The organism is Pseudomonas sp. Tun-23181 (assembly GCF_057415455.1).
Window position 1 is genome coordinate 5,484,399 of the sequence record NZ_CM171630.1, and the last position, 22,152, is coordinate 5,506,550.

The 22,152-nt window shown below is 66.2% G+C and carries 16 protein-coding genes and 1 other RNA gene; 10 read left to right on the forward strand and 7 right to left on the reverse strand.

Going from position 1 to position 22,152, the window contains the following annotated elements; all coding sequences use genetic code 11:
- The first annotated feature begins 170 nt into the window (after positions 1-170).
- The 7 genes from ACDI39_RS25980 to ACDI39_RS26010 all read left to right on the forward strand — a co-directional run bounded on the left by ACDI39_RS25980 (position 171) and on the right by ACDI39_RS26010 (position 10,816).
- Positions 171-830 carry a GntR family transcriptional regulator gene (locus ACDI39_RS25980; RefSeq protein WP_225789901.1) on the forward strand — a complete coding sequence of 220 codons (660 nt, stop codon included), beginning with the start codon at positions 171-173 and terminating at the stop codon, positions 828-830.
- A gap of 3 nt (positions 831-833) precedes the next feature.
- A complete protein-coding gene (gene smc / locus ACDI39_RS25985; RefSeq protein WP_486537163.1) occupies positions 834-4,322 on the forward strand; it encodes a chromosome segregation protein SMC in 3,489 nt (1,162 codons plus the stop codon).
- Positions 4,323-4,526: 204 nt separating this feature from the next.
- Positions 4,527-5,399, forward strand: coding sequence for a cell division protein ZipA (zipA, locus tag ACDI39_RS25990; RefSeq protein ID WP_225789899.1), 873 nt, complete (start codon positions 4,527-4,529; stop codon positions 5,397-5,399).
- 269 nt (positions 5,400-5,668) lie between these two features.
- On the forward strand, positions 5,669-7,999 hold the full coding sequence (gene ligA, locus ACDI39_RS25995) for an NAD-dependent DNA ligase LigA (RefSeq protein WP_253167911.1): 2,331 nt from the start codon (positions 5,669-5,671) through the stop codon (positions 7,997-7,999).
- A gap of 121 nt (positions 8,000-8,120) precedes the next feature.
- An RNA gene (ffs, locus tag ACDI39_RS26000) (signal recognition particle sRNA small type) lies at positions 8,121-8,217 on the forward strand.
- A 172-nt stretch (positions 8,218-8,389) separates the two neighbouring features.
- Complete coding sequence (locus ACDI39_RS26005; protein ID WP_225789897.1) at positions 8,390-8,824, forward strand: hypothetical protein; 435 nt, start codon at positions 8,390-8,392, stop codon at positions 8,822-8,824.
- A gap of 30 nt (positions 8,825-8,854) precedes the next feature.
- Positions 8,855-10,816, forward strand: coding sequence for a DEAD/DEAH box helicase family protein (locus tag ACDI39_RS26010; protein WP_486537164.1), 1,962 nt, complete (start codon positions 8,855-8,857; stop codon positions 10,814-10,816).
- Between the two features lie 76 nt (positions 10,817-10,892).
- Here ACDI39_RS26010 and ACDI39_RS26015 read toward each other — a convergent pair whose 3' ends face one another.
- Positions 10,893-11,681: a substrate-binding periplasmic protein gene (locus ACDI39_RS26015; protein ID WP_225789895.1), complete on the reverse strand. Its 789-nt coding sequence runs from the start codon at positions 11,679-11,681 to the stop codon at positions 10,893-10,895.
- Positions 11,682-11,812: 131 nt separating this feature from the next.
- On the opposite strand from ACDI39_RS26015, the gene dnaX reads away from it, so the two are divergent.
- The 3 genes from dnaX (at position 11,813) to recR (ending at position 15,376) form a co-directional block, all read left to right on the forward strand.
- Entirely contained in the window at positions 11,813-13,891 is a 2,079-nt protein-coding gene (gene dnaX / locus ACDI39_RS26020; RefSeq protein WP_253167910.1) for a DNA polymerase III subunit gamma/tau, read from the forward strand.
- Positions 13,892-13,955: 64 nt separating this feature from the next.
- Positions 13,956-14,282: a YbaB/EbfC family nucleoid-associated protein gene (locus ACDI39_RS26025; protein ID WP_225789893.1), complete on the forward strand. Its 327-nt coding sequence runs from the start codon at positions 13,956-13,958 to the stop codon at positions 14,280-14,282.
- A 491-nt stretch (positions 14,283-14,773) separates the two neighbouring features.
- Positions 14,774-15,376 carry a recombination mediator RecR gene (gene recR, locus ACDI39_RS26030; protein ID WP_225789892.1) on the forward strand — a complete coding sequence of 201 codons (603 nt, stop codon included), beginning with the start codon at positions 14,774-14,776 and terminating at the stop codon, positions 15,374-15,376.
- A 215-nt stretch (positions 15,377-15,591) separates the two neighbouring features.
- Here recR and ACDI39_RS26035 read toward each other — a convergent pair whose 3' ends face one another.
- The 6 genes from ACDI39_RS26035 to ACDI39_RS26060 all read right to left on the reverse strand — a co-directional run bounded on the left by ACDI39_RS26035 (position 15,592) and on the right by ACDI39_RS26060 (position 22,145).
- Positions 15,592-16,140: an adenine phosphoribosyltransferase gene (locus tag ACDI39_RS26035; RefSeq protein WP_225789891.1), complete on the reverse strand. Its 549-nt coding sequence runs from the start codon at positions 16,138-16,140 to the stop codon at positions 15,592-15,594.
- A gap of 52 nt (positions 16,141-16,192) precedes the next feature.
- The gene (gene fnrA / locus ACDI39_RS26040) at positions 16,193-16,927 is read right to left on the reverse strand and encodes a Crp/Fnr family transcriptional regulator FnrA (RefSeq protein ID WP_225789890.1); all 735 of its coding nucleotides are present in this window, start codon (positions 16,925-16,927) and stop codon (positions 16,193-16,195) included.
- A gap of 183 nt (positions 16,928-17,110) precedes the next feature.
- Complete coding sequence (gene hemN / locus ACDI39_RS26045; protein WP_225789889.1) at positions 17,111-18,493, reverse strand: oxygen-independent coproporphyrinogen III oxidase; 1,383 nt, start codon at positions 18,491-18,493, stop codon at positions 17,111-17,113.
- Positions 18,494-18,791: 298 nt separating this feature from the next.
- Entirely contained in the window at positions 18,792-19,475 is a 684-nt protein-coding gene (locus tag ACDI39_RS26050) for a sulfite exporter TauE/SafE family protein (protein ID WP_225789888.1), read from the reverse strand.
- Positions 19,468-19,692 (reverse strand): cbb3-type cytochrome oxidase assembly protein CcoS, encoded by a 225-nt coding sequence (gene ccoS / locus ACDI39_RS26055; RefSeq protein WP_225789887.1) that lies wholly within the window; start codon positions 19,690-19,692, stop codon positions 19,468-19,470. Before ccoS ends, ACDI39_RS26050 begins: the two co-directional genes overlap by 8 nt.
- Entirely contained in the window at positions 19,671-22,145 is a 2,475-nt protein-coding gene (locus ACDI39_RS26060; RefSeq protein ID WP_486537165.1) for a heavy metal translocating P-type ATPase, read from the reverse strand. The genes ccoS and ACDI39_RS26060 overlap by 22 nt, the downstream gene beginning before the upstream one ends.
- Positions 22,146-22,152: the final 7 nt, after the last annotated feature.

Consider the following 22,152-nt stretch of genomic DNA (forward strand, 5'->3'; position numbering starts at 1 on the left):
TCTGTGTCCTTGCCCGGCCGCACACACTGCCTCTCTTGCAAGCATAGTTCGCGCCGACTTGCCGGTCGCTGCGCAGGTCGAATAAAGCGCCACGTTGCGCTGCGCGAGCGGTGGGCAAGTGCGCTACAATCGCGCCCTTGTGCCCAGTTCAAAGAGTTTGAAGGAAAACCATGACGTTCAAGGCGCCGGACAGCCTCTCCGAGCAGATTGCCCACTACCTGGCCGAACGGATCATCCGCGGTGAGCTCGCGCCGGGCGAGCGCATCCAGGAGCAGAAGGTCACCCAGGCACTGAACGTCAGCCGCGGCTCGGTGCGCGAGGCATTGCTGATCCTCGAACGTCGCCATCTGGTCGCGATCCTGCCGCGTCGTGGCGCCCATGTGACCGAACTGGACGAGCGCAGCGTGCGCAGCCTGTGCACCCTGATGGGCGAGTTCTACATCCTGTTGGGCAACGCGGTGGCGCAGAACTGGCGCAGTGAAACCGACCTGCAGCCCTTCCTGGCGATCCAGCAACGCCTGCAGCAGGCCCATGCCGACCAGGACATCAAGACCTTCGTCGCCGACAGCTTCGCGGTGATGCGCGCGGCCTATCCGTTCGCCGACAACCCTTACCTGCAGGAAACCGTGGAGAACCTGCAACCGGCCATGAGCCGTGCCTACTACCTGGCCCTGGACCAGCGCCAGGCCAACATGGACGACTACCTCGAACTGTTCGCCCGCCTGCTCGAAGCCGTGGTCGCCCGCGACCTGCCGCGCATCCGCGAGGTGCTCGTCGCCTATTGCCAGCGCAGTTGCGAACTGGTGCTGGCGGCCTTGGCGCGGACCTGACCGATGCGCCTGAAGTGCATTCGCCTGGCCGGGTTCAAGTCGTTCGTCGACCCGACCACGGTCAACTTCCCCAGCAACATGGCCGCAGTGGTGGGGCCCAACGGCTGCGGCAAGTCCAACATCATCGACGCGGTGCGCTGGGTGATGGGCGAGAGTTCGGCCAAGAACCTGCGCGGCGAGTCGATGACCGATGTCATCTTCAACGGCTCCACCAGCCGCAAGCCGGTGAGCCAGGCCAGCATCGAACTGGTGTTCGACAACAGCGAAACCACCCTGGTCGGCGAATACGCCGCCTACGCCGAGATCTCCATCCGCCGCAAGGTCACCCGCGACGGGCAGAACACCTATTACCTCAACGGCACCAAGTGCCGGCGCCGCGACATCACCGACATCTTCCTCGGTACCGGCCTCGGCCCGCGCAGCTACTCGATCATCGAGCAGGGCATGATCTCCAAGCTGATCGAGGCCAAGCCCGAGGAGCTGCGCAACTTCATCGAGGAGGCGGCGGGCATCTCCAAGTACAAGGAGCGCCGCCGCGAGACCGAGAACCGTATCCGCCGTACCCAGGAGAACCTGGCGCGCCTGACCGACCTGCGCGAGGAACTCGAGCGCCAGCTCGAGCGCCTGCACCGCCAGGCCCAGGCGGCCGAGAAGTACCGCGAGTACAAGGCCCATGAGCGCCAGCTCAAGGCGCGCCTGTCGGCCCTGCGCTGGCGTGACCTGGACGAGCGCGTGCGCCAGCGCGAGACGATCATCGGCGACCAGGAAGTGGCCTTCGAGGCCCTGGTGGCCGAACAGCGCAACGCCGATGCCAGCATCGAGCGCCTGCGTGACGGGCACCATGAGCTGTCCGAGCGCTTCAACCAGGTACAAGGGCGCTTCTACTCGGTGGCTGGCGACATCGCCCGGGTCGAGCAGAGCATCCAGCATGGTCAGCAGCGCCTGCGCCAGTTGCAGGACGACCTCAAGGAAGCCGAGCGCACGCGTCTTGAGACCGAGTCGCATCTGGGCCATGACCGAACCTTGCTAACCACCCTGGGCGAGGAGCTGGCCATGCTCGAGCCCGAGCAGGAACTGACCCTGGCCGCCGCCGAGGAAGCCGCGGCGGCCCTGGAGGAAGCCGAGCTGGGCATGCACGGCTGGCAGGAGCAGTGGGACGGCTTCAACACCCGTTCGGCCGAGCCGCGGCGCCAGGCCGAGGTGCAACAGGCGCGCCTGCAGCAGCTCGAGTCCAGCCTGGAGCGCCTGGCCGAGCGCCAGCGCAAGCTGGGAGAGGAGCGTGACCAGCTCGGCGCCGACCCGCAGGATGCCGCCATGCTGGAGCTGGCGGAGCAGGTGGCCAGCAGCGACCTGCTGCTCGAGGAGCTGCAGCTTGCCGAACAGGCGGTGCTCGAGCGTCTCGAAGCGGTGCGCGAACAGCTGCAGCAGGCCGGCGAGGCCCACCAGCAACAGCAGGGCGAGCTGCAACGCCTGGGGGGGCGCCTGGCCTCCCTGGAGGCGCTGCAGCAGGCCGCCCTGGAGCCCGCTGCCGGCGCCGCCGACTGGCTGCGTGGGCAGGGCCTGGAGCAGCGTCCACGCCTGGCCGAGGGGTTGCGGGTCGAGCCGGGTTGGGAACTGGCGGTGGAAACCGTGCTCGGTGCCGACCTGCAGGCGGTGCTGGTGGAGGATTTCTCCCGCCTCGATTTCACCGCCCTGGAGCAAGGCGAGCTGCGCCTGCTGCTGGCGGGCGAAGAGGGCGCGCGGTGGCCGGGCAGCCTGCTGGACAAGGTCGAGGGGCGCACCGACCTGGCGCCCTGGCTTGGCCAGGTCAGGCCGGTGGACAGCCTGGAGCAGGCCTTGGCGCTGCGCGAGCAGTTGAGCGACGGCCAGAGCCTGGTCAGCCGCGACGGCTACTGGGTCGGCCGGCATTTCCTGCGGGTGAGCCGGGGGGGCGAGTCCGAGGGGGGCGTCCTGGCCCGAGGTCAGGAAATCGAGCGCCTGGGCCAGGAACAACTGGAACTGGCCGCGCAGTTGGAGCAGCACGAGCAGCAACTCCAGGCGCTGCGCGGGCAGCAGCGCGACCTGGAGGCGCAGCGTGAGCAACTGCGCCAGCGCAGCCAGGACGAAAACCGCCGGCAGGGTGAGCTCAAGGCACGGCTGTCGGCTGGCCGCGCCCGCGCCGAGCAACTGGAACTGCGCCGTCGTCGGCTCCAGGAAGAATTGGCCGAGCTGCTGGAGCAGCGCGCCCTGGAGCACGAGCAGTTGGGCGAAGCGCGCCTGCTGTTGCAGGAGTCCTTGGAGCTGATGGCCCAGGACACCGAGCAGCGCGAACAACTGCTGGCCCGTCGCGATCGCTTGCGCGAGGGCCTCGACCGCATCCGCCAGGAGGCCCGACAGCACAAGGATCACGCCCACCAGTTGGCCGTGCGCCTGGGCTCGCTGCGGGCCCAGCACGACTCCACGCGCCAGGCCCTGGAGCGCCTGGAGTTGCAGGCTGCGCGCCTGAGCGAGCGCCAGGAACAGTTGAGCCTGAACCTGGAAGAGGGCGAAGCGCCGCTGGAGGAGCTGCGCCTGAAGCTGGAGGAGCTGTTGGAGCGGCGCATGAGCGTCGACGAGGAAATGCGCCAGGCCCGCCTGCACATGGACGAGGCCGACCGCGAACTGCGCGACGCCGAGCGCCGCCGCACCCAGGCCGAGCAGCAGGCCCAGCTGCTGCGTGGCCAGCTGGAGCAGTCGCGCCTGGAGTCCCAGGGCCTGGACGTACGCCGCAAGACGCTGCAGGAGCAACTGCTGGCCGATGGCTACGATCTGCAGGGCGTGCTCGCCACGCTCGAGCCCGAGGCCAGCGAGCAGGGCACCGAACAGGAGCTGGAACAGCTCGAGGGGCGCATCCAGCGTCTGGGCGCGATCAACCTGGCGGCCATCGAGGAATATCAGCAGCAGTCCGAGCGCAAGCGCTACCTGGACGCCCAGGACGCCGACCTGGTGGAGGCCCTGGAGACGCTGGAGAACGTCATCCGCAAGATCGACAAGGAAACCCGCAACCGCTTCAAGGATACCTTTGATCAGATAAATGCCGGATTACAGGCACTTTTTCCAAAAGTTTTCGGTGGCGGCAGTGCTTATCTGGAACTGACGGGCGAAGATTTACTCGATACAGGGGTGACGATCATGGCGCGCCCGCCGGGCAAGAAGAACAGCACCATCCACCTGTTGTCCGGTGGCGAGAAGGCGTTGACCGCCCTGGCGCTGGTGTTCGCCATCTTCAAGCTGAACCCGGCACCGTTCTGCATGCTCGACGAGGTCGATGCGCCGCTGGACGATGCCAACGTCGGGCGTTACGCCAGGTTGGTCAAGGAAATGAGCGAGAGTGTGCAGTTCATCTACATCACCCATAACAAGATCGCCATGGAAATGGCCGATCAACTGATGGGGGTGACCATGCACGAACCGGGCTGTTCACGTCTTGTTGCAGTTGATGTGGAGGAGGCACTGGCCATGGTCGACGCCTGATGAGCGAAGATAGGGCAGGATTAGTGGGTAAATGCCCCTGACATGTGCGAGAGACGGTGTAAAGTTGTCTTTGGTCGTGCTAGCTTAATGTCACTTGTTTTTTGCGTGGGTAAAACGCCTGTCAGAACATAGAGTTGGCGCCACGTGTTAAAGGGCTTTGAAGCCTTTGTTTTCAAGCATATTTTTATAGAGGCACGGGATTACATGGAAATCGGTCTGCGCGAGTGGCTGATCGTCATCGGCATCATTGTCATCGCCGGTATTCTTTTCGACGGCTGGCGCCGCATGCGCGGCGGCAAGGGCAAGTTGAAGTTCCGCCTGGATCGCAGCTATTCGAACCTGCCGGACGACGAGGGCGGCGCCGAGGTGCTCGGCCCTGCGCGTGTCCTCGACACCCATAAGGAGCCTGAGCTGGACGAAAGCGACCTGCCGTCGCTCAGTGCCCCGGCGCGCGAGCGCGAACCCAAGCCGGCCAAGGCCGCCAAGCGTGGCAAGCGCGGTGATCCACAGCAGGGCGACCTGAACCTGGCCGCCGAGCCCCGTGAGCCCGACCTGTTCGCCGATGCCGACGACGACTACGCCGCCGACAGCAATCGCAACAATGGCTTCGCCACCGGCAACAACGCCGCCAAGGAGCTGCCGCCGGTCGAGGAAGTGCTGGTGATCAGCGTCATCTCCCGCGACGAGGGCGGTTTCAAGGGCCCGGCCCTGCTGCAGAACATCCTCGAGAGCGGCCTGCGTTTCGGCGAGATGGACATCTTCCACCGCCACGAGAGCATGGCTGGCCACGGCGAGGTGCTGTTCTCCATGGCCAACGCGGTCAAGCCCGGCGTGTTCGACCTGGACGACATCGACCACTTCAGCACCCGCGCGGTGAGCTTCTTCCTCGGCCTGCCCGGTCCGCGTCACCCGAAGCAGGCCTTCGACGTGATGGTCGCCGCCGCGCGCAAGCTGGCCCACGAGCTCAACGGCGAGCTCAAGGACGACCAGCGCAGCGTGCTGACCGCCCAGACCATCGAGCACTACCGCCAGCGCATCGTCGAGTTCGAGCGCCGCGCACTGACCCAGAAGCGTTGAGGTACCCCAGCGGGCAGGCCCGGCCTCGATCCTGTCCGCCCTGATACAAACGCAAGAGCAGCCCTGGGGCTGGATGTCGTTCACTCGGGGCTGCTTCACAGCCCATCGCAAGGCCGCTGCCACAGGTCATGACGCGTTTCCCTAGAGCGGCGTTGAATCTGTGGCAGCGGCCTTGTGTCGCGATGGGGCGCGAAGCGGCCCGCAGGCGCAGGCCTGACGTGAACGTCATCGTCCCTTGGCTGCTCTTTCGCTTTGCAAGAGAAGATGAAATGAACGCCGAAAACCGAATCCACGAATTGCGTGCCGAACTCGACCAGCACAATTACCGCTACTACGTGCTGGACGAGCCGAGCGTACCCGACGCCGAATACGATCGTCTGTTCAATGAACTCAAGGCCCTGGAGGCCGAGTATCCGCACCTGGTCACGCCGGACTCCCCGACCCAGCGTGTCGGCGGTGCGGCGCTGGCAGCCTTCAGCCAGGTGCGCCACGAGATCCCCATGCTCAGCCTGGGCAACGCCTTCGAGGAAACCGACCTGCGCGAGTTCGATCGCCGGGTGGTCGAAGGCCTCGACCAGGCCGATGCGGTCGACTACAGCTGCGAACCCAAGCTCGACGGCCTGGCGGTGAGCCTGCTGTACCGCGACGGCCAGCTGGTGCAGGGCGCCACCCGTGGCGACGGCAGCACCGGCGAGGACATCAGCGCCAACGTGCGCACCGTGCGCAACATCCCGCTCCGGCTGCAGGGCAGCGGCTGGCCTGCGGTGCTGGAGGTGCGGGGCGAGGTGTACATGAGCAAGGCCGGCTTCGATCGGCTCAATGCCGCCCAGGCCGAGAGCGGCGGCAAGACCTTCGCCAACCCGCGCAACGCCGCCGCCGGCAGCCTGCGCCAGTTGGACCCGAGGATCACCGCCAGCCGCCCGCTGGAGTTCTGCTGCTATGGACTGGGCCAGGTGTCCGAGGACATCGCCGACAGCCATATCGGCATCCTCGAGCAGCTCAAGGCCTGGGGGCTGCCCATCAGCCGCGAACTCAAGCATGCCGCCGGCGTCGAGCAGTGCCTGGCCTACTACCGCGACATCGGCGCCCGGCGCAACGAGCTGCCCTACGAGATCGACGGCGTGGTGTTCAAGGTCAACAGCCTGGCCGCCCAGCGCGAGCTGGGTTTCCGTGCCCGTGAGCCGCGCTGGGCCATCGCCCACAAGTTCCCGGCCATGGAAGAGCTCACCGAGGTGCTCGACGTCGAATTCCAGGTCGGTCGCACGGGCGCAGTCACGCCTGTGGCGCGCCTGAAGCCGGTCAAGGTGGCCGGTGTCACCGTCTCCAACGCCACCCTGCACAACATGGACGAGATCGCCCGCCTGGGCTTGATGATCGGCGACACCGTGATCATCCGTCGTGCCGGTGACGTGATTCCCCAGGTCATGCAGGTGGTGCCCGAACGCCGCCCCGAGGATGCCCGCCCGGTGCAGGTGCCCAGCCAGTGCCCGGTGTGCGGTTCGCAGGTCGAGCGCACCCAGCTGGTCAAGCGCAGCAAGGGCCGGGAAACCACCAGCGAAGGCGCGGTGTATCGTTGCGTCGGCCGCCTGGCCTGTGCCGCCCAGCTCAAGCAGGCGATCATCCACTATGTGTCGCGCCGCGCCATGGACATCGACGGCCTGGGTGAGAAGAGCGTCGAGCAACTGGTGGACGAAGGTCTGGTCCGCTCGCCGGCCGACCTGTACCGCCTGACCTTCGAGCAGGTGGTCGCCCTGGAAGGCTTCGCCGAGGTGTCCAGCAACAAGTTGCTGGCGGCCATCGAGGCGAGCAAGCGCCCGAGCCTCGCACGCTTCATCTATGCCTTGGGCATCCCCGACGTGGGCGAGGAAACCGCCAAGGTGCTGGCTCGCTCCCTGGGCAGCCTGGCACGGGTGCGGCAGGCCCTGCCGCAGGTGCTGACCTACCTGCCGGACATCGGCCTGGAGGTCGCCTACGAGATCCGCAACTTCTTCGAAGACGCCCACAACCGCGAGGTCATCGAGCAACTGCTCGCCAGCGGCCTGCACCTGCAGGACGAAGGCGACCTGGCCGCCGAGTTCGCTGCCAGCACCACCCTGGCCGGAATGATCGCCAAGCTCGACATCCCCTCGGTCGGCCCGACCGGTGCCGAGAAGCTGGTGGACAAGCTCGGCACGCTGGACAAGATCATCGCGGCCGACGGCATCGACCTGCGCCAGGCGTTGAACACCAAGCAGGCCGACGCCGTGCGCGAGTTCTTCAAGGCCGAGGCCAACCAACGGCTGGCCCGCGACATCGAGGCGCAACTGCAGGCCTTCGGCATGCACTGGGCCAGCGAGAAGAAGGCCGCCGAAGGGCTGCCCCTGGCCGGGCAGACCTGGGTGCTGACCGGCACCCTGGAGCGCATGAGCCGCGACATCGCCAAGGACAAGCTGGAGAGCCTGGGGGCCAAGGTCGCCGGTTCCGTGTCGGGCAAGACCCACTGCGTGGTCGCCGGCCCCGGTGCCGGTTCCAAGCTGGCCAAGGCCAACGAACTGGGGGTCAAGGTGCTGGACGAGGACGCATTCGTCGCGTTTCTCGACGGGCACGGCATCGCCGTGTGACTGGGCGGTGGGGCAAGTTATTGAGAAATGATGGTTTTTTCTTGAGCCAGCGCTTGTAACTTCGCCCCAGACCGGTACAATGGCGCGGCTCGTCGCTTGACGAGCCGCGTCGTGGTGGCCCCATCGGTCCCCCCGCAACGATCAGCCGTGAACCCGGTCAGGCCTGGAAGGGAGCAGCCGCAGCGGTGACATCGTGTGCCGGGGTGTGGCTGGTGGGGCCGCCTCCATTTCTGGCGTCCGCCACCTCGTTTCACCCTCCTGTCCTCGTCGTGTCGCCAGCCCCCTGGCGGTGCTCATGCACGCCTTCGTTCTTTTCCCTGCACCTTTGCCCCAGGCGCTTTATCATGCACGGCATTCCTGTCAGTGCATTTCGGCCGTGAGGTAGCGACCATGGATCAAGTTGACGAGCAGACCCGCCAGAGGATCCGCGAATGGCAGCTGCGCCGCCTGGAGATCAAGAACGAGATGGCGGCCCATCCCGAGAAGGTCCTGGAACTGACGAAGGTGCTGGACCAGATGGAAGAGGAGCATGAGCGGATCCTGAGCCAGGCCAGCCTGGCCAGCGACGCGCCGTCCGATAAGCCGGAAGGGGCTCTGCTCGATGGCCTGGACTTCCAGCTGCGGGTCTCGGCCAGTAATGCGAGGGACTTGCGCAAACTCCTGGAAATGGCCCTCCACGAACTCGATGGCCTGCTCGAGGCCGATGCTCGGCAGGTGCCTGTCGACGGGCGGGGCAGGGTGTATCCGGGAGGGATGTCGGGCAGCCTGGGGGCTTACGAGTATGCGCTCGAGGTCGCGGGCGATCCTGAAACCTCCAAGTCCTGAACGATCTTCGCCATCTTGCCGTGAGCGCGTATGCAACCTGAACACCACGACTTTTCCCACCCTGTGTTTCTTCCCGTCACCGCCGAGGTGTGCCAGGGGCTGCTCGACGCCCAGGGCGATGCGGCGCTCGAAGCCTTGAGCGAGGCGGAACTGGCGGCGGTGCTGGTCATTCAGCACCTGGCCAAGGGGGCAGGGCAGGACCTGCGACCGGCCGCGGCGGAGAAGCTGCTGGCGAAACTTCTGGCCTGGGCGGCCGACAGCCGTCACGCGCCCGGCGTCGGGCTGCTTACGGAGGCCCGGCGCTTGTTCGATGCGCAAAGCCTGCATCATGGCCTGAGGCTGCTGAAGAAGGCGAACCTGCGCCTGATGAAGGCCGACGAGGTGGCCGCCCGCGATTACCTGCATGAAGACGGCACTTGGGATTTCACCTTCAGCGGCCACAAGTACCAGGCCGCCAATCCGTTTTCCCAGCAGGTTTTCACCGGTTACGACAAGGAGCGCTGGCTGACCCGGGAGCAGGACAAGCTGCTCAGGATCGTACGCGCCGACCCAGGAGAGGACCTGCATATCCAAGGCTATGCAGGCATCGGCAAGAGCTACCTGCTGGGGGCCCTGATGGACTGCCTACCGTCGGGCAGGGTGCTGGCGCTTGCCCGTACCCCTGGAAAACTCGATGCCTTGCGCAAGCGCATCGGCCCCCAGGCCCACAAGGCGCTGGGCAAGACGTTCGAGGCCTTCGCCCACATGCTGTTGTCGGGGCCCCGACCCAGGCCGCTTAATGCGACTGCCAGGCATACGGACAAGCGCGAGCTGGCCGAGCAACTGGGGATCGTCGGTTTTCGCCAGTACGGTGCACGGCAAACACTGGATATCTGCCTGGAGTTGCTGAAGAACTACTGCGAGTCCCGTAGCCACAGCCTGACCTCGCGACACCTGCCATTCTTCGAGATGCCCTTGTCTCGCCAGGACAGCCAGGTCCTGCTGGAGTACTCGAGCCGCCTTTGGTCGTACCTGCAGATAGAGCCCGCCTGGGATTCGCAGACCGGCTTCCCGGCGCTGCTGGCCATCAAGCGGGCCAGCTTGGCGGGCTTCAGCGTGCCGGCGTACTACAGCCACGTCATCATCGACGAGAGCCAGGATGTGCCGGAGTCGTTGCTGCAGATCATCGAGCGAGGCAGGCAGGCGCTGATCACCCTGGGCGATGAATACCAGCGGGCCAAGGGGCCTGGCTTCCAGCAGCGGCGCGAGGTGCGCCAGCGTGATGTCGCGTTGTCGGTGCGCTCCGGCGCCAAGGTCGAGCGCTTGATCAATCCATTGATCAACGTCCACTCGTACAAGTCCAAGCTCGCCTTCGCCGGCGCCAGCCCCGTGGACGTGAGCGTCAAGCGCTATCCCGAGGGGTTCGTGCCGCCGGCCGGTTGCGTGGTATTGACCGCTTCACGTTGGGACACGATGAAGTGGGCCATGGAAATGACCGAGCGCGACCGTGGGATCGGTTTTCCCGATGCCCAGGACATGCAGCATTTCATGCGCTCGGCCACCCAGCTGTCCAGGGCGGCCCTGTATGCCCACAACTACTACGAGCAAGACGCGCAGACGGCGCACCCGTACTTTGCCCATATGACCGACTGGCAGCAGGTACGCCATGCCAACCAGCATGACGAATCGTTCCTGTGGGTGGAGAACAGGCTGAGGGAAGGGTTCCGGGTCGGCGACCTGACCCGGCTGGAGAGCCGGGTCAGCGATCATCCCGACAACCTGATGCTGATGATGGCGCAGGACGCGGGGGGGCTGGAGTTCGACCAGGTGTTGCTGACCCCGGGGTTGATGTCGCTTGGCACCTTCAAGGATGCCTATGAGTTCGATGCGCGGATTTGCGCCGTGTACATCGCCCTGTCCCGCGCCCGCCGACAGCTCTACCTGCCCTACGATGTGGAGGAGTGGATCGCCTACCACAAGGGCAAGTCGTTCCGCGAATCGCATGGTTATTGACGGGGGATGCAGCCAGCAACGCGCACTCGTTTATGAAAAGGTTCGGATTTTCACGGTCGCAGTCTTGCTAGCACCGTCATCGACCGGAGATCTGGCTGGGCACGGCCAGTTGATCGTTCTCGGGTTGATGGGCCAAGGTGCCGTAGCGCTGGACGATGGCCTCGATCTCCCCGGACTGCTTCATCCGCACCAGCGCCCTGAGCACGCGCTGCGTCGGTAGCGCCGGGTCGTTGCGTACCATGCACCCCAGTTCCTGTTCCTCCAACACTGCCAGGGGCTGCAGGCGTTCCTGCGCTGGCAAGGCGTGGTTGAACCATTGCAGCGACAACTGGTTGCTCACCGCATGGCGATAGCGGCCAGCCTGCAGCTTCTGCAGGGCGAGCAACTGGTTGCGGCTGTCCTCGCGACGCAGGCGGCCCTGCTTGAAGAGTGGGGCGAGGGTGGGGTAGGTGTAGCCCAGCACGGTGCCGATGGCCTGGGGCGGGAGCTGTTCAGGCAGGACAGGGCTACGGTCATCGGCCCTGCCGACCAGCAGGTCGCGCTGGCGGATCAACGGTACGCTCCACAGGAAATTGCCGGCGTGATCGTTGAGCCAGTGGCTGGCGACGTAGCAGCGCACATCGATGTCGCCCTCGTCGACGGCCTGCTGCAGGCGCAGGCGGGCCAGCAGGTGGTATTCCGGGCGCACGCCCGCCTCGCGGGCCAGGGCCTGCATGAGGTCGAAGAGGATACCGTCCACCGGCTGCTCGTGCTCGATGCGGATCAGCGGCATGCTCCAGCTTTCGGCCACGGAAAAGCGCAGCGTCGGTTGCTCCGCCAGGCCGTGGCTCGCCCACAGCATCAAGATGGCCAGGACTCGCCGCACGTCAATCCTCCTTGATCGTTGCCCAGGCGTGCGCCTGATCGTTAGCTTAGACGAGTTCGGCAGGGTGCAATTTTGCCCCCGCTCCGCTAGCATTAGCGATCTTCCGCTCGTTCAGGTTGCGATGGTTTTTGATGAGTTATCAGGTTCTTGCACGTAAATGGCGTCCGCGCTCGTTCCGCGAAATGGTCGGCCAGACCCATGTGCTCAAGGCTTTGATCAACGCCCTGGACAACCAGCGCCTGCATCATGCCTACCTGTTCACCGGTACCCGTGGGGTGGGCAAGACCACCATCGCGCGAATCATCGCCAAGTGCCTGAACTGCGAAACCGGTATCACCTCGACGCCCTGCGGCACCTGTTCGGTGTGTCGGGAGATCGACGAAGGCCGTTTCGTCGACCTGATCGAGATCGATGCCGCGAGCCGTACCAAGGTCGAGGATACCCGCGAGTTGCTCGACAACGTGCAGTACGCGCCGAGCCGTGGGCGCTTCAAGGTCTACCTGATCGACGAAGTGCACATGCTCTCGACCCACTCGTTCAACGCCTTGCTCAAGACGCTGGAAGAGCCGCCACCCTACGTCAAGTTCATCCTCGCCACCACCGACCCGCAGAAGCTGCCGGCGACCATTCTCTCGCGCTGCCTGCAGTTCTCCCTGAAGAACATGAGCCCGGAGCGGGTGGTCGAGCACCTGAGCCATGTGCTCGGCGCCGAGAACGTGCCGTTCGAGGAAGATGCCCTGTGGCTGCTCGGCCGCGCCGCCGACGGTTCGATGCGCGATGCCATGAGCCTGACCGACCAGGCCATCGCCTTCGGCGAGGGCAAGGTGCTGGCCGCCGATGTCCGGGCGATGCTCGGCAGCCTCGACCACGGCCAGGTGTATGGGGTGCTCCAGGCGCTGCTGGAAGGCGATGCCCGGGCGCTGCTGGAGGCGGTGCGCAACCTCGCCGAACAGGGGCCGGACTGGAACGGCGTGCTGGCCGAGATGCTCAACGTGTTGCACCGGGTGGCCATCGCCCAGGCGCTACCGGAGGCGGTCGACAACGGCCAGGGTGACCGCGAGCGGGTCCTGGCGCTGGCTTCGGCCCTGCCGGCCGAGGATGTGCAGTTCTATTACCAGATGGGCCTGATCGGCCGTCGTGACCTGCCGCTGGCACCGGACCCGCGCGGCGGTTTCGAAATGGTCCTGCTGCGGATGCTGGCCTTTCGGCCGGCCGACAGCGACGATGCCCCGAGGCCGGTACTAAAGCCGGTGGGGATCAGCCAGGCCACAGCTGATCCTGCAAGCCCGGTGGCAGCTGCGGCGCCTGCCGCCGAGCCAGCTGTCGCCAATACTCCTGTGCACGCCGTTGCACCGGCAGAGGCCGCACCGGTCGTGCCCGCTGCGCCCGTGGTGGAGCAGGCCGTGTTGCCCGAGCCTGTGGCCGAACCCCTGCCGGAGCCTACGCCCGAGCCTGAGCCCCAGGCTGAAGCCGCTGCGCCGGAGCCGGACACGGTCGAGGAAGAGGTCGTCGACCTGCCGTGGGAAGACCCCAGCCCGGCCCCTGTGACCGTCGACCCTGTGCCAGCGGCCCCGGCACCCGAGCCGCGAGCCAGCCAGCCGGCCTACGACGAGCCGCCATTCGACCCGTCTGCCTATGACTCGGCCGGCATGGACCGCGACGACGAGCCGCCGTTGGACGAGGACTACTACACCCCGGACAGCGATCCGGCGGGTTTCAGCTACCTGGACGAGTTGGCCGAGCATGTCCACGAAGCCGAGCCGGCCCCGGTAGTGGAGCCGCTGCCGGCGGCCCAGCCGGCCACGGGCCTTGCCCTGCAATGGCTGGAATTATTCCCACAGTTGCCTGTCTCCGGTATGACGGGCAACATCGCGGCGAACTGTACGTTGATCGCTGCTGAGGGTGACGACTGGCTGCTGCACCTGGACCCTGGCCAGGGGGCGCTGTTCAATGCGACCCAGCAGCGTCGCCTGAACGAGGCGCTCAACCAGCACCTGGGGCGTACCCTGCGGCTGAAGATCGAGCTGATCCGCCCCGAGCAGGAGACCCCGGCCCAGGCTGCCGCCCGCAAGCGTGCCGAGCGCCAGCGTGATGCGGAGGCGTCGATCGAGCAGGACCCACTCATCCAGCAGATGATCCGGCAGTTCGGTGCGACGGTGCGACAGGATACTATTGAGCCTGTAGACGCCCTGGCCAGCCAGGGCCAATGAACGGATAACCGTGCGGCCGGCCTTGTGCTGGGCCGTATCACATGACCCAATCGAGGTGTACCCCATGATGAAAGGTGGCATGGCCGGCCTGATGAAGCAGGCTCAGCAGATGCAGGAAAAGATGGCCAAGATGCAGGAAGAGCTGGCCAATGCCGAAGTGACTGGCCAATCCGGTGCTGGCCTGGTCAGCGTGGTGATGACCGGTCGCCACGACGTCAAGCGCATCAGCATCGATGACAGCCTGATGCAGGAAGACAAGGAAGTGCTCGAGGACCTGATTGCCGCTGCGGTTAACGACGCGGTGCGCAAGGTCGAGCAGAACAGTCAGGAGAAGATGGGGAGCATGACGGCTGGCATGCAACTGCCACCGGGTTTCAAGCTGCCGTTCTGAGGCTGTGTTGCCAGGTAGAGCTGGCTGCATATCGAAAGCCGCTTCCGATTGCCGGAGCGGCTTTTTTATTGTGCTGCAAAATAAGTACGTTGAGTAAAGCCCATTCAGTAACCAAAAACCGCCTGCTCCATCATACGGCCCCTACGCTGCGCTCCGGGGTCCCCTCGCTCCGGCGCCTTCCGGGGCTTCGCGGCCTCCGACTTGCTGCGCAAGTCTACATCTCGCGACTTCGGCTACGCCGAAGGGCGCTGCGCGCCAGGCCCCTCCAGGCGCCTCCACTCGGCCTCCTGAAGTCGCGATTCGCGGCGACTGAGCTATCGCGCACCAAGATCAACAGCAACAGCAACAGCAACAGCAACAGCAACAGCAACAGCAACAGCATCGCATACGCCGTGATGGCTATTCTCAGGAGAGGACCTGCTTCCGCTGATTTGACGTGGATGCCACCGCTCGGTATAAACCGCCTCCTATTGATCTGTCAGGCCTTCCCCATGAGCTTCAGCCCCCTGATCCGCCAACTGATCGACGCCCTGCGCACGCTCCCCGGCGTCGGCCAGAAATCTGCCCAGCGCATGGCCCTGCAGTTGCTCGAACGCGACCGCAGCGGCGGCCTGCGCCTGGCCCAGGCCCTGACCCAGGCCATGGAGGGTGTCGGCCACTGCCGCCAGTGTCGCACCCTGACCGAACAGGAACTCTGCCCCCAGTGCGCCGACCCACGCCGGGACGACACCCAGCTGTGCGTCGTGGAAGGCCCCGTGGACGTATATGCGGTGGAGCAGACCGGCTATCGCGGCCGCTACTTCGTGCTCAAGGGGCATCTGTCGCCACTGGACGGCCTGGGACCCGAGGCGATCGGTATCCCGCAGCTGATGGCACGGATCGAGGAGCAGGGCACCTTCACCGAGGTGATCCTCGCGACCAACCCCACGGTGGAAGGGGAGGCGACTGCCCACTACATTGCCCAACTGCTGGCCGAGAAAGGCCTGACCGCCTCGCGCATCGCCCATGGCGTGCCGCTGGGCGGGGAGCTGGAGCTGGTGGATGGCGGGACCCTGGCCCATGCCTTTGCCGGGCGCAGACCGATTTCGCTGTGAAACGGTGATCGGGGGCCGCTTCGCGCCCCATCACCGGCAAGCCGGCTCCCACAGGGTGAGCGTCGATCACAAGTGATATGGCTTGCAGGGGCCCTGTGGGAGATAACCCAGCCTTTTTGGGTTGCGCTGTCGCGCAGAGAACATACGGCTGGCGAAGGGCCCTGTGGGAGCGGGCTTGCCCGCGAATGGGCCGCCGAGCGGCCCCAGCAGGCGACTCAATACTCGCTGAGCGAAAACTCGGTCAGGCAGAAGGTCGGCACACCAACCGCCTGCAGGCGACGGGAACCCTCCAGCTGCGGCAAGTCGATGATCGCCGCGGCCTCGAATACCTCGGCACCGGTGCGACGCACCAGGTTGGTAGCGGCCAGCAGGGTGCCGCCAGTGGCGATCAGGTCATCGAAAATCAGCACCGAATCGCCTTCGCACAGGCTGTCGGCATGCACCTCCAGGAAGGCTTCGCCGTACTCGGTCTGGTAGGCCTCGGCCAACACCTCGGCCGGCAGCTTGCCCTGCTTGCGGAACAGGATCAGCGGCTTGTTCAACTGATGGGCGATGATCGAGCCGATCAGGAAGCCCCGCGCATCCATGGCGCCGATATGGCTGAATTCGGCCTCCACATAGCGCTCGATGAACTGGTCGGCGACGTAGCGCAACCCACGTGGCGACTGGAACAGCGGGGTGATGTCGCGGAAGATCACGCCCGGCTTGGGGAAGTCCGGCACTGGGCGGATCAAGGCCTTGAGGTCGAAAGTATCGCTGTGCATGCTGCTTTCCTGGAAAACGAATGCGCCAGTATACCCCGCCGCGCGAAGGGCTTCAGGCTTCCATCGCCCCGCCCGCCAGCGCGCACAGCTGGATCGGGTCGAGGATGTGCACTTCCTTGCCTTCGGCCTTGATCAGGCCGTTCTGCTGGAAGCGGGTGAACACCCGCGACACGGTCTCCACCGCCAGGCCCAGGTAGTTGCCTATCTCGTTGCGCGACATGCTCAGGCGGAACTGGTTGGCCGAATAACCACGGGCACGGAAGCGCGCGGAGAGGTTGACCAGGAAGGTGGCGATGCGCTCGTCGGCGGTCTTCTTCGACAACAGCAGCATCATCTGCTGGTCGTCGCGGATCTCCCGGCTCATCACCCGCATCAGCTGGCGGCGCAGTTGCGGCAGTTGGACCGAGAGTTCGTCCAGGCGCTCGAAGGGGATCTCGCATACCGAGGTGGTTTCCTGGGCCTGGGCCGACACCGGGTAGGTTTCGGTGTCCATGCCCGACAGGCCCACCAGCTCGCTGGGCAGGTGGAAACCGGTGATCTGCTCCTCGCCGGCGTCGCTGAGGCTGAAGGTTTTCAGGGCGCCGGAACGTACGGCATAGACCGAGCCGAAATTGTCACCTTGGCGGAACAGGAACTCGCCTTTCTTCAGCGGGCGGCCGCGTTTGACGATTTCATCCAGTGCATCCATGTCTTCCAGGTTGAGCGACAGAGGCAGGCACAGGGGGGCCAGGCTGCAATCCTTGCAGTGGGCCTGGTTGTGTGGGCGCAGTTTGACTGGCTCGGACATTTCAATCGATCCTTGTGGGAAAGCACACATAAGCTGTAAGGGTAACTCACAGCAAGGTTGTAGGCCAGCGGGCGCTATGGTGTTGCGACCTGGCGAGGCCTTGTCCGCAGCGGGTCAAGGCCGATGATGGCCAATAGTGTGCCTGGCAAGGAAATAAGTCCATGCGGTCGATCGACTCGCTCGTCAGATCACCCGCGAGAAGCGCTGGCGGTCCTGCAGGGCCAGGTAGGCGTCGAACACCATGCACACCGAGCGCACCAGCAGGCGCCCGGCGGGCAGTACCCTGATGCCCTTGCCGTCCAGGCTGATCAGGCCGTCCCGCTGCATGGCCTGCAACTGGGGCCATTGGTCCTTGAAGTACCCCCGGAAATCGATGGTGAACGCCTGCTCGATCGCTTCGAAGTCCAGCTCGAAATGGCAGATCAACTGCTGGATCACCGCGCGGCGCAGGCGGTCGTCCTGATCGCACAGCAGCCCGCGCTGGGTCGCCAGTTGGGCGGTGGAGAGGGTGTCCTGGTAGGTGGCGAGGTCGCTGCTGTTCTGGCAGTAGAGGTCGCCGATCTGGCTGATGGCCGAGACGCCCAGGCCGATCAGGTCGCAATGTCCATGGGTGGTGTAGCCCTGGAAGTTGCGCTGCAGGGTGCCTTCCTCCTGGGCGATGGCCAACTCGTCGTCGGGCAGGGCGAAATGGTCCATGCCGATGTAGCGGTAGCCGGCCGCGGTCAGTTGCTCGATGGTGGCGCGGAGCATCTCCAGCTTGGCGGCTGGCGCAGGCAGTTCGTTGCTGTCGATGCGCCGTTGGGGCATGAAGCGTTCGGGCAGGTGGGCATAGTTGAAGACCGAGAGGCGGTCTGGTTGCAGGCGGATCACTTCCTCGACGGTGCGGGCGAAGCCTTCCGGGGTCTGCCGGGGCAGGCCGTAGATCAGGTCGAGGTTGACCGAGCGGAACTGCAGGGTCCGTGCTGCCTCGATCAGTGTGCGGGTCTGTTCCAGGCTCTGCAGGCGATTGATCGCACGCTGCACGGCCGGATCCAGGTCCTGCACGCCGAGGCTGACGCGGTTGAAGCCCAGCTCGCGGAGCAGGCCCATGGTCGACCAGTCGGCTTCGCGCGGGTCGATCTCGATGCCGTAGTCGCCCGAATCGTCGTCCAGCAGGTTGAAGTGCTGGCGCAGGCAGGCCATCAGCTGGCGCAGTTCCACATGGCTGAGGAACGTCGGCGTGCCGCCACCGAAATGCAGCTGTTCAACGCGTTGTTTAGGGGCCAGGTGGCAGGCGATGAGCTGGATTTCCTGCTCCAGGCGCTTGAGGTACGGCTGGGCGCGGCCGCGATCCTTGGTGATGACCTTGTTGCACGCGCAGTAGTAGCAGATGTTGGCGCAGAACGGCACATGCACGTACAGCGACAGCGGCCGTACCGCGCGGCGGCTCTCGCGCAGGGCGTGGAGCAGGTCGAACGAACCCACTTCGCCGTGCAGTTGGACGGCGGTCGGGTAGGAGGTATAGCGGGGGCCGGCCAGGTCGTAGCGACGTATCAGGTCGGCATCCCAACGTAGGTCGTCGAGCATGTGGGTCAATCCCCGGAAGAAGCGGCAGTGTCCGGAGTCTAGGGGCGTCTGTAGGAATCTGTGTTGATTTGTATCAAGGGGGGCGGAGCTAGCGCCGGGCGGCAAGCGGCAAGAAAAAGCAGTCTTGCGCAGTGCCAACCCCAGCGATTAAGCCTAATCCCACAGATTGGCGTCATTCTTGAGGCTGGCAGTGAACCTGTGGGAGCCGGCTTGCCGGCGATGGGGCGCGAAGCGACCCCAAATGGCAGCAAAGCCCTGGCTCGCCGAAAACTGCTTTGTCTTGCAGCTTGCCGCCGGATCAGTGCCCCATGAGCCAATGCTGGTGCGGACCAGGCAAAGTCCACAGACCGAACAGGATCACCAGTAGGCCGCCGGCCAGGCGCACGCTGCGGCGGCGCAACAGGGCGCCGACACGCTCGGCGGCAAGGCCGGTGGCCAGGAGTACGGGCCAGGTGCCGAGGCCGAAGGCCAGCATCAGGGCTGCGCTGTAGCCGGCATTGCCCTGGCTGGCGGCCCACAGCAGGGTGCTGTAGACCAGGCCGCACGGCAGCCAACCCCACAGGGCGCCGAGCAGCAGGGCGCGGGGCAGGCTGGAGACCGGCAGCAGGCGTGTGGCCAAAGGTTGGATGTGCCGCCACACGCCGCGGCCGAGCGCCTCGATACGGGTCAGGCCACTCCACCAGCCGGCCAGGTACAGGCCCATGGCGATCAGCAGCAGGGCCGCCACCACCCGCAGCCCCTGGGCCGCCGGGCTGTTGGCCAGGGCCCAGCCGGCCAGGCCCAGGAGCAGGCCGGCGCAGGCATAGCTGAGGATGCGTCCGAGGTTGTAGGCCAGCAACAGGCGCAGGCGGCGGGCGCGTTGCTCTGGCGGGATGGCCAAGGTCAGGGCGCCCATCAGACCGCCGCACATGCCCAGGCAATGGCCGCCGCCGAGCAGGCCCAGGACCAATGCCGAGCCGAGCAGGGGAAACAGGTCAGGCACGAGGCTGAGGATCCTTGTCGTCGGGCTGCCCTGGCGTTTGTTCTGGCTCTGGCTTGACGGCAGCCTGGTGGCGAGGGTCCTGGTCGTCGAACAGGATGCTGTGGGCCGGGCTGTCGAGGTCGTCGTACTGGCCGCTGTCCACCGCCCAGAAGAAGATGTACACGGCCACGCCGACGATCAGCAGGGCCGCGGGGATCATGACGTAGAGGGCGGGCATAGCGGTTTCCTTGCGGGCGACGGCGTCTGGTGTGCGGGTATGCCCGCGCCCTTGGCCAGGCGGGTCAGGCGCAGGGCGTTGAGCACCACGATCAGCGAACTGACCGACATGCCGATGGCCGCCCAGACCGGCGTGATCCAGCCCAGGGCGGCGAACGGCAGCATCAGGCCATTATACAGGGTCGCCCACAGCAGGTTCTCGAGGATGTTGCGCCGCGTGCGCCGGGCCAGGTCGAAGGCCTGCACCAGCGCCTGCAGGCGGTTGGACAGCAGCACCGCATCGGCGCTGGTCTTGGCCAGGTCGGTGGCCGAACCCATGGCGATGCTGATGTCGGCCGCCGCCAGCACCGGTACGTCGTTGACCCCGTCGCCCAGCATCAGCACCTTGCGGCCTTCGGCCTGCAGGGCCTTGAGGCGGGCGAGCTTGTCGTCCGGGCGCAGGCCGCCGACGGCCTGGTCGATGCCCAGTTGCGCGGCCACTTCGCCGACCATCGGCGAGCTGTCGCCGGACAGCAGCAAAGTACGCCAGCCACGGGCCTTGCAAGCGGCGAGCAGGGCGGGGGCATCCTCGCGCAGGCGATCGTCGAGGCCGAACCAGGCCAGCGGCCCCTGACGGTCGCCCAGCAACAGCCACTGGCCACGGGGTTCGGGCACGGCGGGCACTGCGGCGCCGCTCAGGGCGCAGACGAACGTGGCCTGGCCGATGCGCAGGCTTTGGCCGTCGACCACGCCCGCCAGGCCCAGGCCAGGTATGGCCTGCACCTGCTCGGCGGGAGTGGCGGTGCGGCCGAAGGCACGGGCGATGGGGTGTTCCGAGCGGTTCTCCAGGGCTGCGGCCAGGGCCAGGCAGCGGTCGGCGGCGAGCAGGCCCAGTGGGCGGATGCTGCGTAGGGCCAGGCGGCCCTCGGTGAGGGTGCCGGTCTTGTCGAAGATCACCGTGTCGATCTGGTTCAGCCCTTCCAGCACATGCCCGCGGGTGACCAGCAGGCCGAGCTTGTGCAGGGTGCCGGTGGCGGCGGTGAGGGCCGTCGGGGTGGCCAGGGACAGGGCGCAGGGGCAGGTCGCCACCAGCATGGCCAGGACGATCCAGAACGCCCGCGAGGCATCCAGCTGCCACCACAGCAGGCCGATGGCGGCGGCGGCGAGCAGGGTGAACAGCAGGAACCACTGCGAGGCGCGGTCGGCGATCTCGGCCAGGCGGGGTTTTTCCGACTGGGCGCGCTCCAGCAGCCGGACGATCGCCGACAGGCGGGTGTCCTGGCCCAGGGCCTCGACCTGCACGGTCAGGCTGCTCTCGACATTCAAGGTGCCGCCGGTGACCCGGTCGCCGGCATGGCGGGCCTGGGGCAGGTACTCGCCAGTCAGCAGCGACTCATCGACGCTGGAGCGGCCGTCGAGGATGCGGCCATCGGCCGGGATCACCGCGCCGGGCAGCACTTGCACCCGGTCGCCGCGCTGCAGCTCGCCGAGCAGGATGCGCTCGCTGTGCCCCTGGTCATCCAGGCGCAGGCAGGAGGCCGGCAGCAGGTTGACTAGTTGCGCGGTGGCCGCCGCCGTGCGCTCGCGGGCGCGGCGCTCCAGGTAGCGGCCGGTGAGCAGGAACAGGGCGAACATGCCCACGGTGTCGAAGTACAGCTCGCCACTGCCGGTGATCGCGGTCCAGATCCCGGCGCCGTAGGCCAGGGCGATGGCCAGCGACACCGAGACGTCCATGGTCAGGTGGCGGGTGCGCAGGTCGCGGGCGGCGCCCTTGAAGAAGGGGGCGCAACTGTAGAACACGATCGGCGTGGTCAGGAACAGCGCCACCCAGCGCAGGATGGTGTGCAGCTCGGGGCTCAGGTCGATGTTGAATTCCGGCCAGGTGGCCATGGTCGCCATCATCGCCTGGAACCACAGCAGGCCGGCCACGCCCAGGCGGCGCAGGGCGCTGCGGTTTTCCCGGGCCAGTTGCTCGGCGGCCTGGTCAGGTTGGTAGGGGTGCGCGGCATAGCCGATCCGGCGCAGCTCGGCGAGCAGGCGCGAGAGGGGCGTTCGGTGGTCGTCCCAGTTGAGCAGCAGGCGGTGGTTGGACAGGTTCAGGCGTGCCTCGGCCACGCCCGGCAGGTTGCGCAGGTGTTTCTCGATCAGCCAGCCGCACGCTGCGCAGCTGATGCCCTCGACCAGCAGGGTGGCCTCGGCCAGTTCGCCCTGGTGGTGGACGAAGGCCTGCTGCACGTCGACGCGGTCGTAGAGTGCCAGCTCATCCTGCAACTGCCGGGGCAGGGCCTCGGGGTTGGCGCTGGCGTCGCTGCGGTGCTGGTAGTAGCTCTCCAGGCCGCCGGCGACGATGGACTCGGCCACTGCCTGGCAGCCAGGGCAGCAGAACTGCCGGGGTTCGCCGAGGACCACCGCGGTGAAACGGCTGCCGGCGGGGACGGGCAGGGCGCAGTGGTAGCAGGGGGTTGGCTCGGTCATCGTGATG